Source organism: Pseudomonas sp. NPDC089401 (assembly GCF_044749485.1).
In the GTDB taxonomy this organism is placed as follows: domain Bacteria; phylum Pseudomonadota; class Gammaproteobacteria; order Pseudomonadales; family Pseudomonadaceae; genus Aquipseudomonas.
Window position 1 is genome coordinate 593,589 of record NZ_JBIVIA010000002.1, and the last position, 10,687, is coordinate 604,275.

At 64.9% G+C, this 10,687-nt stretch carries 9 protein-coding genes; 5 read left to right on the forward strand and 4 right to left on the reverse strand.

Annotated features, from left to right (window positions below):
- Positions 1-37: 37 nt before the first annotated feature.
- On the reverse strand, positions 38-1,324 hold the full coding sequence (locus ACIP21_RS06885) for a sigma-54 interaction domain-containing protein (protein ID WP_400685523.1): 1,287 nt from the start codon (positions 1,322-1,324) through the stop codon (positions 38-40).
- Positions 1,325-1,545: 221 nt separating this feature from the next.
- On the opposite strand from ACIP21_RS06885, the gene ACIP21_RS06890 reads away from it, so the two are divergent.
- The 3 genes from ACIP21_RS06890 to ACIP21_RS06900 are packed head-to-tail and all read left to right on the forward strand — an operon-like array spanning position 1,546 to position 4,541.
- Positions 1,546-2,430, forward strand: coding sequence for an MBL fold metallo-hydrolase (locus ACIP21_RS06890; protein ID WP_400685885.1), 885 nt, complete (start codon positions 1,546-1,548; stop codon positions 2,428-2,430).
- Positions 2,431-2,469: 39 nt separating this feature from the next.
- Positions 2,470-3,726, forward strand: a complete 1,257-nt coding sequence (locus ACIP21_RS06895) for an FAD/NAD(P)-binding oxidoreductase (RefSeq protein WP_400685526.1) — start codon at positions 2,470-2,472, stop codon at positions 3,724-3,726.
- Complete coding sequence (locus ACIP21_RS06900; RefSeq protein ID WP_400685529.1) at positions 3,723-4,541, forward strand: sulfite exporter TauE/SafE family protein; 819 nt, start codon at positions 3,723-3,725, stop codon at positions 4,539-4,541. The genes ACIP21_RS06895 and ACIP21_RS06900 overlap by 4 nt, the downstream gene beginning before the upstream one ends.
- Here the strand turns inward: ACIP21_RS06900 and ACIP21_RS06905 are convergent.
- Entirely contained in the window at positions 4,530-5,417 is an 888-nt protein-coding gene (locus ACIP21_RS06905) for a LysR family transcriptional regulator (protein WP_400685532.1), read from the reverse strand. The two genes, ACIP21_RS06900 and ACIP21_RS06905, sit on opposite strands and share 12 nt — an antisense overlap.
- A 218-nt stretch (positions 5,418-5,635) precedes the next feature.
- Between ACIP21_RS06905 and ACIP21_RS06910 the strand changes: the two genes are divergently transcribed.
- A complete protein-coding gene (locus tag ACIP21_RS06910) occupies positions 5,636-7,282 on the forward strand; it encodes a GMC family oxidoreductase (RefSeq protein ID WP_400685535.1) in 1,647 nt (548 codons plus the stop codon).
- Between the two features lie 97 nt (positions 7,283-7,379).
- On the forward strand, positions 7,380-8,999 hold the full coding sequence (locus tag ACIP21_RS06915; RefSeq protein ID WP_400685538.1) for an MFS transporter: 1,620 nt from the start codon (positions 7,380-7,382) through the stop codon (positions 8,997-8,999).
- A 322-nt stretch (positions 9,000-9,321) separates the two neighbouring features.
- On the opposite strand, the gene ACIP21_RS06920 is transcribed toward ACIP21_RS06915, so the two are convergent.
- Entirely contained in the window at positions 9,322-10,107 is a 786-nt protein-coding gene (locus ACIP21_RS06920) for a lysophospholipid acyltransferase family protein (protein WP_400685541.1), read from the reverse strand.
- Positions 10,108-10,156: 49 nt separating this feature from the next.
- Positions 10,157-10,684 carry a D-glycero-beta-D-manno-heptose 1,7-bisphosphate 7-phosphatase gene (gmhB, locus tag ACIP21_RS06925; protein WP_400685544.1) on the reverse strand — a complete coding sequence of 176 codons (528 nt, stop codon included), beginning with the start codon at positions 10,682-10,684 and terminating at the stop codon, positions 10,157-10,159.
- Between the last annotated feature and the right edge of the window lie 3 nt (positions 10,685-10,687).

The following is a 10,687-nucleotide window of genomic DNA, read 5'->3' on the forward strand; positions in this document are numbered from 1 at the left end:
GTCGGATTCTTCGCGGGTAAACCCGCTCCGACAGGGATTAATTAAGGCCGAGGGTTTTCAGACGGCGGTACAGGGTACGTTCGCTAAGGCCAAGGTGGCGGGCCAGTTCGCTGCGTGATCCTTGGAAATGCTCAAGCGCATGCGCCAGATCACCCAGATCGTTTCGCCCTCTGCTCATCGCCAGTTGTGCCCCGACGTCTTCCGGCAGATGCTCAGGCCGGATCAACCCGTCATCGGCAAACAGCCGCGCCCGCTCCAGGATATTGCGCAACTCGCGAATATTGCCTGGGAATGGATGCAGGCCCAGTTGCGTCAGTGCCTCTTTGCTCAGCCGCACGGTCGGCGTGCCGGCCATACGCTGCAACAAGCTTTCGGCCAGCAACGGCAAATCCTCCACCCGCTCGCGCAGTGCCGGCAAGCGGATCGGGAAGCCGCTGATGCGGTAGTAAAGGTCTTCACGGAAGCTGCCGTCCGCCACCATCTGTTTCAACGGCTTATGGGTAGCCGACACCAGGCGGAAATCCGCATGCACGGTACGCAGGCTGCCCACCGGGCGGAAACTGCCGGACTCGATCAGGCGCAGCAGCTTGACCTGCATCGCCAACGGCACCTCGCCGATCTCATCAAGGAACAACGTGCCGCCGTGGGCCGCTTCGGCCAATCCGATCTTGCGCTGGTTGGCGCCGGTGAACGCGCCCTTCTCGTAACCGAACAGCTCGCTCTCGAACAGCGACTCGGTCAGGCCGGTGCAGTCCACCACCACCAGCGGGCCGTTCGCCCGCGGGCTGCCCATGTGGATGGCGCGGGCAAACAGTTCCTTGCCGGTGCCCGACTCGCCCTGCAGCAACACCGGGATCTGGGCCGGCGCTGCACGTTGCAGGCCGGCCAATGCTGCCTTGAACGCAGGCGCTCGGCCCACCAGCCCCTGCTGCTGAGGTTGCGCCGAGGCCAGGGTGATGCTGGTCAGCCGCTCGACGAAGGCCACCACCCTGCCCTGTTCATCGAGGATCGGCCGCAGCTCGACATCCACATGCTCGGGCCCACGCGGTGTGTGATGAATGTGCAGCACCCGCTCCGGCACCTTGCTGTGCCACGCCTTGCGCATCGGGCAGTGCTCGCCGGCCTGGTCGCAGGGCACGGCATAGTGGTGGGACACCTTGTGGCACTTCTCCCCCAGCGGTGCCTGCTGGTCACGGCCGAACTGCCGCCGATACGCAGCGTTGGCAGCCAGGATGCTGTAGTCGGTGTCCAGCACGATGGTCGGCAGGGCATCGTGCTCAAGGTAGGAAACCAGAGCTAGGATGAGGGGATGGGATTCGGACATGACAGTACCAATGGATGACCCGGCGCAGGGTAACAAGGACTGCCAAACACTGCCATTGGCTGACAGTCGACTGCCAAGCGCACTGCCAAGCTGGCTGAAGGCCGCCAGTCGCGCGCCGGTTTCATTGGTGGCCGGTGCGCAAAAGGCCTGGCATGCATCTTGATAAACCTCCTGTCACTGCCCATGCCCTACAAGGCGAGGTGGATCAATTGGAGAACGTGATGATCATCGGCAACAACCTTCACGTGGACGCCTTCTTCGACAAGGCGACCTCGACCATCAGCTACCTGGTCCTGGACCGTGAAACCTTGCAGTGCGCGTTGATCGACAGCGTGCTGGACTACGACCCCAAGTCCGGGCGCACCTGCACCGCCTCGGCGGATCGCCTGATCGCGCGCGTGGCTGAGCTGAACGCCAAGGTGCAGTGGGTGCTGGAAACCCACGTGCACGCCGACCATCTCTCGGCGGCGGCGTACCTCAAGGCTCAGCTCGGCGGCCATACTGCCATCGGCGCGCACATCACCCAGGTGCAGAAAGTCTTTGGCACGCTGTTCAATGCCGAGTCCGGTTTCGCCCGCGATGGCAGCCAGTTCGATGTGCTGCTCGAGGATGAGGAAGGCTTCAGCATTGGCAACCTGCACGCCCGTGCCCTGCACACGCCAGGCCATACCCCAGCGTGCATGAGCTTCATGATCGCCGATGCCGGCGAGACGGCGGTGTTTGTCGGCGACACCCTGTTCATGCCCGACTACGGCACGGCCCGCTGCGATTTCCCCGGCGCCGACGCACGTACGCTGTACCGCTCGATCCGCCGCCTGCTGGCCTTCCCCGACCAGACCCGGCTGTTCATGTGCCACGACTACCTGCCCGGTGGCCGCGACCTGCAGTACGTGACCACGGTGGCCGAACAGCGCGCCAGCAACATCCACATCCACCAGGGCATCGACGAGGACAGTTTCGTCGCCATGCGCGAAGCCCGCGACAAGACCCTCGACATGCCCGTGCTGATCCTGCCGTCGGTGCAGGTGAACATGCGCAGCGGCCATTTCCCCGAGCCGGAAGCGGACGGCGTGAGCTACCTGAAGATCCCGCTGAACAAGCTCTGACCGCCCTGCCCCTCATTACAGATTCCAGGATTGACTGTCATGCCTGCCAATGCCGACCACCACAAGGTGGTCATCGTCGGTGCCGGTGCCGCCGGTATCGCCACTGCCTCCAGCCTGATCGCCCGCGACCCGTCGCTGGACATCGCCCTGATCGACCCAGCCGAGGTGCACTTCTACCAGCCTGGCTGGACCCTGGTCGGCGCCGGGGTTTTCAACGCGCCGAGCACGGCCCGGACCATGGCCTCGGCCATCCCCAGTGGCGTGCGCTGGGTCAAGGCGCGGGTCGAGGGTTTCGACCCGGCTGCCCAGCTGGTCACCCTCGAAGGTGGCCGCGCCATCAGTTATGAACAACTGGTGGTCTGCCCCGGCCTCAAGCTCGACTGGGACGCCGTCGACGGGCTCAGCGAAGCCCTGGGTCGCAATGGTGTCACGTCCAACTATCGCTATGACCTGGCGCCCTACACCTGGGAGCTGGTGCAAACGCTCAAGCAGGGCCGTGCCCTGTTCACCCAGCCGCCGATACCGATCAAGTGCGCCGGCGCGCCGCAGAAGGCGTTGTACCTGTCTTGCGACCACTGGTTGCGCAGCGGTCGTCTTGGCGACGTGAAGGCCAGCTTCTTCAATGCCGGCGCCGTGCTGTTCGGTGTGCCCGACTACGTGCCGGCGTTGATGGCCTACATCGACAAGTACGGCGTCGACCTCAGCTACAGCCAGCGCCTGGTCGCAGTGGATGGCCCCAACCAGCGCGCCACCTTCGTGCGCACGCTGGCCGATGGCAGCAGCGAAACTCGCACCGAGGCCTTCGACATGTTGCATGTGGTCCCGCCGCAGGTGGCCCCGGACTTCATCCGCAGCAGCCCCCTGGTCGATGGCTCAGGCTGGGTCGATGTCGACCCGCATACCCTGCGCCACCGCCGGTTCGGCAATGTGCACGCCCTCGGCGACGTGGCCAGCACCAGCAACGCCAAGACCGCTGCCGCCGCGCGCAAGCAGGCGCCGGTGGTGGCCAACAACGTGCTGGTGGCGTTGGGGCGGCTGTCGACCCTTGCCCAGTACGATGGCTATGGCTCCTGCCCGCTGACTGTCGAGCGCGGCAAGATCGTGCTCGCCGAATTCACCTACGGCGGCAAGGTCGCACCGAGTTTCCCGCGTTGGCTGCTCGATGGGCGCCAGCCGACGCGCCTGGCCTGGCTGCTGAAGGCGCGCGTACTGCCTGCGCTGTACTGGCAAGGCATGCTCAAAGGGCGTGAGTGGCTGGCGCGGCCACAGCCGCTGGTGGTCGAGGATGCGCAGTGATCGACCATCAACTGCTCGGCGCAGGGCTGGGGGCAATCATCGGCGCAGTGCTGGCGCTGACCGGGGCCGGTGGCGGCATCCTCGCGGTGCCACTGCTGGTGTTCGGCCTTGGCCTGTCGATGGTCGAAGCGGCGCCGATCGGCTTGCTTGCGGTCGGCATGGCGGCAGCCGTGGGCGCGGTTCTCGGCTTGCGTGAAGGGGTGGTGCGCTATCGCGCTGCCTTGTTCATCGCACTGATCGGCATCGCTGCAGCGCCGTTCGGCCTGATGCTTGCCCACCGCTTGCCCAACACGCCGCTGGCGCTGGTGTTCGCCGGGGTGCTGGTCTACGCCTGCCTGCGTATCTGGCGCAAGGCGGCCCAGGCGCTGCGCGGCGAAGCCAACGATGCCCATCGCTTCATCGAACCTTGCGTGCTCAACCCTCTGCAGGGCCGCTTGCGCTGGACGCTGCCGTGCGCCCGGGCCCTGGCCCTGACCGGTGCCCTGTCGGGCTTGCTGTCCGGCCTGCTCGGGGTGGGCGGTGGTTTCGTCATCATCCCTGCCCTGAACCGCTATACCAACCTGCGCATGAAGAGCATCGTCTCGACCTCACTGGCGGTCATCGCGCTGGTCTCCACGGGCAGCGTGGTCAGCGCCAGCCTGGCCGGCGTCATGCATTGGCAAGTCGGCGCGCCCTTCGCCATCGGTGCGGTGGTCGGCCTGCTGGCGGCGCGGCCGCTGGCGGCGAAAATCGCCGGGCCGCGCCTGCAGCAGCTGTTTGCCGTGGCCGGCTGGCTGGCCGCCCTGCTGCTGGCCGGCAAGGCATTACTCGGCTAGCAGCTCGTCCTGCTGGGCCGCACACAGCGCCAGCAGGTAGTCCCACACCACCCGCAGGCGCACCGACTTGTGCAGCTCGCGCCGGGTGCAGATCCAGTAGCTGCGCTGGATGGTCTCGCTGGGCAGCACACGCACCAGGGCCGGGTCGTGGCGACCCATGTAGTTGGGCAGCACGGCGATGCCCAGGCCGGCGCGGGCAGCAGTCTGCTGGGCGATCACGCTGGTGCTGCGGAACACCACGTTGGGTGCCCGGCAGAAGCTGTTGAGAAACAGCAGCTCCTGGCTGAACAGCAGGTCGTCGACGTAGCCGATCCAGTTGTGCCGGGCCAGGTCTTCGCGGTGGCGCAGCGGCGGCGCGCGGTCGAGGTACTCCTGGCTGGCGTACAGCGCCAGGCGGTAGTCGGTGAGCTTGCGGGTGATCAGCAGGTCGGCGTTGGGCCGTTCCAGGTGGATGCTGATCTCGGCCTCGCGGTTGAGGATGCTGACGAAGCGTGGCACTGCCACCAGTTCCACCTCAAGGCCCGGGTAGCGGGCGAACAGCGCGTTCATGCGCGGGGTGAAGAACATGATGCCGATGCCTTCGGTGACCCCCAGGCGGATCTTGCCCAGCGGGGTAATGGCCTGGGTGATCTCCTCCTGGGCCAGCAGGGCGACGTTTTCCATGGCTTCGGCGTGCTTGAGCAGGGCCTGACCCGAGGGCGTCAGTTGATAGCCTTGGGCGTGCTGCACGAACAGTGGCGTGCCCAGGCTCTTCTCGATGCTCTCGATATGCCGGGCGACGGTGCTGTGGGTGGTATTGAGACGCTTGGCTGCCGTGAGCAGGCGGCCGCTGCGCTGCAACTCGAGGAAAAACCGCAGATCGTTCCAGTCGAACATGCTGATCCCTGTGTTGTTCTTACCGGCCCTTTCGCGGCTAAAGCCGCTCCTACAGGGATCGCATTATTTGTAGGAGCGGCTTTAGCCGCGAAGAGGCCGGTACAGGCTTGCCGCTGTGCTAAAACGCACAACCGCTGCGCAAAATCTCGTGTTTCCCTGGCGAAATTACGCACTAAGCTGGATCGGGACAAGAATAATAATCAGGCGCGAGGTTGCACATGCCATCAGCCGATTCAGTCTACGACTACGTGGTCGTGGGTGCCGGTCCCGCCGGCTGCCTGCTGGCCAATCGTCTTTCCGCCGACCCTGCCTGCCGCGTGCTGCTGCTCGAAGCCGGTGGGCGTGACAATCATCCCTGGATACACATCCCCGTCGGCTACCTCTATTGCATCGGCAACCCGCGCACCGACTGGTGCTTCAAGACCGAAGCACAGCCCGGCCTGGGTGGCCGTGCCCTGGGCTATCCACGGGGCAAGGTGCTGGGCGGTTGCTCCTCGATCAACGGCATGATCTACATGCGCGGCCAGGCCGCCGACTACGACCACTGGGCCGAGCAAGGCAACGACGGCTGGGCCTGGAACGACGTGCTGCCGCTGTTCAAGGCCAGCGAAAACCACTTCGCCGGCGCCAGCGAGCACCATGGCGGCGATGGTGAATGGCGGGTCGAGCGCCAGCGCTACAGTTGGCCGATCCTCGATGCCTTCCGCGATGCCGCCGAGCAGAGCGGTATCGGCAAGGTCGACGACTTCAACACCGGCGACAACCAGGGCTGTGGATACTTTCAGGTCAACCAGCGCAGTGGCGTGCGCTGGAATGCGTCCAAAGCGTTTCTGCGGCCGATCAAGGCCCGCCCCAACCTCACCGTGCTGACCGGCGTGCAGGTCGACCAGGTGTTGTTGAACAACACCCGTGCCCGTGCGGTAAAAGCGCGGTGGGAAGGCGCCTGGCATGAATTTGCTGCACGCCGCGAGATCATTCTCTGCGCGGGCGCGGTCGGCTCGCCCGGCATTCTCCAACGCTCCGGCATCGGCCCGCGCCAGCTGCTCGAACGACTGGGCATCGGTGTGCGCCACGACATGCCCGGCGTCGGCGGCAACCTGCAGGACCACCTGCAGCTGCGGCTGATCTACCAGATCCGCAACACCCGCACCCTCAACCAGATGGCCAACAGCCTGTGGGGCAAGCTGGGCATGGGCCTGCGCTACCTCTACGACCGCAGCGGGCCGCTGGCCATGGCGCCGAGCCAGCTGGGCGCGTTCGTGCGCTCGAGCCCGGAGCAGGCCACGGCGAACCTGCAGTACCACGTGCAGCCGCTGTCGCTGGAGCGCTTCGGCGAGCCGCTGCATCGGTTTGCGGCGTTCACCGCTTCGGTGTGCAACCTGCGCCCGGCCAGCCGTGGGCGCATCGATATCCACAGCGCCGACATGAACAGCGCACCCCGGATCGACCCCAACTACCTGAGTGATCCCCAGGACCTGCGCGTCGCCGCCGATGCCATCCGCCTCACCCGGCGCATCGTCCAGGCCCCTGCCCTCGCCGCGTTCGAGCCCGAGGAATACCTGCCCGGCGCGTCCCTGCACAGCGAACAAGACCTGTACGAAGCCGCCGGCAAGATCGGCACCACCATCTTCCACCCGGTCGGCACCTGCCGCATGGGCAACGGTGCCACGGACGTTGTGGATAACCAGCTGCGCGTGCACGGCATCCCCGGCCTGCGTGTGGCCGATGCCTCGATCATGCCGCAGATCACCTCCGGCAACACCTGTTCCCCCACCCTGATGATCGCCGAGAAGGCGGCGCAACTGATCCTCAAAGGAGCTCCGACCCAGACCTACCTGAACGAAGACGCGGTACCGACCCCCTGACCCGGGAGCGTGCAGTAACGGCAGCTCGCGGTCAGCAGCTGCCGACAGTGGAACAACAAGAATAATCACTGTGGCCTGCGGGCCGAGGACAGCAACGATGTCGGATTACATCCAAGAGCAGGGTGCGACGGCCAGCACTTCCAGCCGTCGCGAAGAACGCAAGATCATCTTCGCGTCATCCCTCGGGACGGTGTTCGAGTGGTATGACTTTTTTCTCTACGGCGCCTTGGCCGCAGTCATCAGCAAACAGTTCTTCGCCGGGGTGAACGACACCACCGCCTTCATCTTCGCCCTCATGGCCTTCGCCGCCGGCTTTCTCGTGCGGCCGTTCGGTGCGCTGGTGTTCGGCCGCCTGGGCGACATGATCGGGCGCAAGTACACCTTCCTGGTGACCATCGTGCTGATGGGCCTGTCGACCTTCGCCGTCGGCCTGCTGCCGACCTACGCCAGCATCGGCATCGCCGCACCGATCATCCTGGTGATCCTGCGCATGCTCCAGGGGCTGGCGCTGGGCGGTGAATACGGTGGCGCGGCGACCTACGTCGCCGAGCACGCACCGCCCGGCAAGCGCGGCTTCCACACCGGTTTCATCCAGTCCACCGCCACCCTCGGCCTGCTGCTGTCGTTGCTGGTGGTGCTGGGCAGCCGCTACATCAGCGGTGACCAGTTCGAAACCTGGGGCTGGCGCCTGCCGTTCCTGCTGTCGATCGTCCTGCTGGCGATCTCCACCTGGATCCGCATGAGCATGCACGAGTCGCCAGCCTTCGTGAAAATGAAGGCCCAGGGCAAGGTCAGCAAGTCGCCGATCCGCGAGTCGTTCACCTCCTGGCCCAACCTCAAGGTGGTGCTCACCGCCCTGTTCAGCATCAACGCCGGGCAGGCCGTGACCTTCTACACCGCGCAGTTCTACGTGCTGTTCTTCCTCACCCAGATGCTCAAGATGGACCCGGCCCAGGCCAACACCCTGCTGATCATCAGCGTGGTGATCGGCGCGCCGTTCTTCGTGTTCTTCGGCTGGCTGTCGGACCGCATCGGTCGCAAGCCGATCCTGATGGTGGGCCTGCTGCTGGCCACGGTGCTGTACTTCCCGATGTTCAAGGCCCTGAGCCACTACGCCAACCCGCAGATCGACGCCGCCAGCCGCCAGGCGCCGATCGTGGTCACCGCCGACCCGCAAGGCTGCACCTTCCAGTTCGACCCGGTGGGCAAGGCGCGTTTCGACAGCCCGTGCGACAAGGTCAAGACCTTCCTGGTCAAGCAGGGCCTGCCATACAGCTCGGTGAACGTCGCCGGTAGCGAGGTGGTGGTGAACATCGGCGACAAGACCATCAACGGCTTCGACGAAACTGCCATGCGCACGGCGATCGAGCAGGCGGGCTACCCGGCCAAGGCCGACCCCGCGCAGGTCAACCAGGTGATGGTGGTGGTGCTGATCGTGGCGATGATCCTGATCGCGACCATGACCTACGGGCCACTGGCGGCGGTGATGGTCGAGCTGTTCCCGACGCGCATCCGCTACACCTCGATGTCGCTGCCCTATCACATCGGCAACGGCTGGTTCGGCGGCTTCCTGCCGACCGTGTCGTTCGCGCTCGTGGTGTATACCGGGGATATCTTCTACGGGTTGTGGTACCCGGTGCTGGTGACCGGCATCAGCCTGGTGGTGGGGATCTTCTGCCTGAAAGAAACCAAGGACGTGGATATCGACAAGGTCTGATGGCTGGCGCAGGGCTGGCAGGAGCGGCCTTGTGTCGCGAAAGGGCTGCAAAGCAGCCCCGGCAATTCAAGCATCACGGCTGAAATCCCGGGGCCGCTTTGCGGCCCTTTCGCGACACAAGGCCGCTCCTACACAGAGCAGTCGGCACCGGCAGGGGCGCATAAAAAAACCGGCTGTAAAAGCCGGTTTTCTTATGCCTCGAAAAAACTTATGCACGTTTTTCAGAAAAATGTCATACACGGAAATAAACAGCTAATTCATGCACTTAGCGAAGACTCCGAGCATTTCCTGAAAAACTTGCTCACAAGTTATCCACAGATCGTCAGGCCGTCTGCTCCTGGGGCTTTTCACCCACCGGCGGCAGCGAACCCATGGCCCGTTGCGTCGCCTCGTTCCACGCCTGGGCGCGGTCGTTGAGCTCGGCGATGGCCCGCGGCCCGCTGCCTTCGGCGTACATCGGCTTGCCGATCACTACCTCGATGGTGCCCGAGCGCTTGCCCCAGCCGGTCTTCGGCCAGAACTTGCCGGCGTTGTGGGCGATCGGCAGCACCGGCAGCCCGGCATTCACCGCCAGCGCAGTACCGCCACGGGAGAACTTGCCCACGGTACCGAACGGTACCCGAGTGCCTTCCGGGAAGATCAGCACCCAGGTCTTCTGCTTGAGCAGTTCGTCACCCTTGCTGGCCACCTGGCGCAGGGCTTCCTTGGGGTTGTCGCGATTGATCGCGATCGGCCGCAGCATGGCCATGGCCCAACCGAAGAACGGCACGTACAGCAGCTCGCGCTTGAGCACCTGGCTCAGCGGCGAGAAGTACTGGGACAGGAAGAACGTCTCCCAGGTGCTCTGGTGGTTGGACAGGATCACGCAGGGCTCGCTCGGCACGTTCTCGGCGCCGGTGACCTTGAAGTCGATGCCAAGGATGGTCCGGGTCAGGAACACCGCGCAGCGGCACCAGTACACGTTGATGAACTTGTAGCGCTTGGGGAACGGCAGGAACGGCGCGACGAAAAAGCTCAGCGAGCACCACAGCAGCGAACTGGTGCCCAGCAGCAGGTAAAAAAGAAAGATTCTGATCGCCTGCAGGATCGACATAGTGGCAAATACCATTGCGGGGCATGCCCGCCTAGGAAAAATGCGCCCGAGGGCGCATTGTCGTTTAAATAAGTTCTCTGGCGATAGCTGCCAGATCGTCGAAAATCAGTGTAGTTTCCGGGACGCCTTTTTCCAGGGTCCTCTCACCCTTGCCGGTTTTCACCAGCACGGGTTGTGCACCGACGGCCAGGGCGGCCTCCAGGTCACCTTTGCTGTCGCCGACGAACCAGACGCCTTCGAGGCCGACCTGGTAGTGCTCGGCGATCGCCCGCAGCATGCCGGGCTTGGGCTTGCGGCACTCGCAGCCTGCATCCGGCCCGTGCGGGCAATAGACGATATGGCCCACCTCGCCGCCCTGCTCGGCCACCAGCGCGCGCAGGCGCGCGTGCATGGCCTCGAGGGTCGCCAGCGAGTAGTAGCCACGGGCGATGCCGGACTGATTGGTGGCCACGGCCACCGTCCAGCCCGCCTTGCTCAACTGCGCGATCGCTTCGACCGAGCCCGGGATCGGGACCCACTCGTCCAGCGTCTTGATGTAGGCGTCGGAGTCATGGTTGATCACCCCGTCACGGTCGAGAATCAGCAGTTTCAAGGC

Coding starts and splice junctions, on each gene's coding strand:
- ACIP21_RS06885 (WP_400685523.1), bottom strand. CDS start 1,324: ATGTCCGAATCCCATCCCCTCATCCTAGCTCTGGTTTCCTACCTTGAG.
- ACIP21_RS06890 (WP_400685885.1), top strand. CDS start 1,546: ATGATCATCGGCAACAACCTTCACGTGGACGCCTTCTTCGACAAGGCG.
- ACIP21_RS06895 (WP_400685526.1), top strand. CDS start 2,470: ATGCCTGCCAATGCCGACCACCACAAGGTGGTCATCGTCGGTGCCGGT.
- ACIP21_RS06905 (WP_400685532.1), bottom strand. CDS start 5,417: ATGTTCGACTGGAACGATCTGCGGTTTTTCCTCGAGTTGCAGCGCAGC.
- ACIP21_RS06910 (WP_400685535.1), top strand. CDS start 5,636: ATGCCATCAGCCGATTCAGTCTACGACTACGTGGTCGTGGGTGCCGGT.
- ACIP21_RS06915 (WP_400685538.1), top strand. CDS start 7,380: ATGTCGGATTACATCCAAGAGCAGGGTGCGACGGCCAGCACTTCCAGC.
- ACIP21_RS06920 (WP_400685541.1), bottom strand. CDS start 10,107: ATGGTATTTGCCACTATGTCGATCCTGCAGGCGATCAGAATCTTTCTT.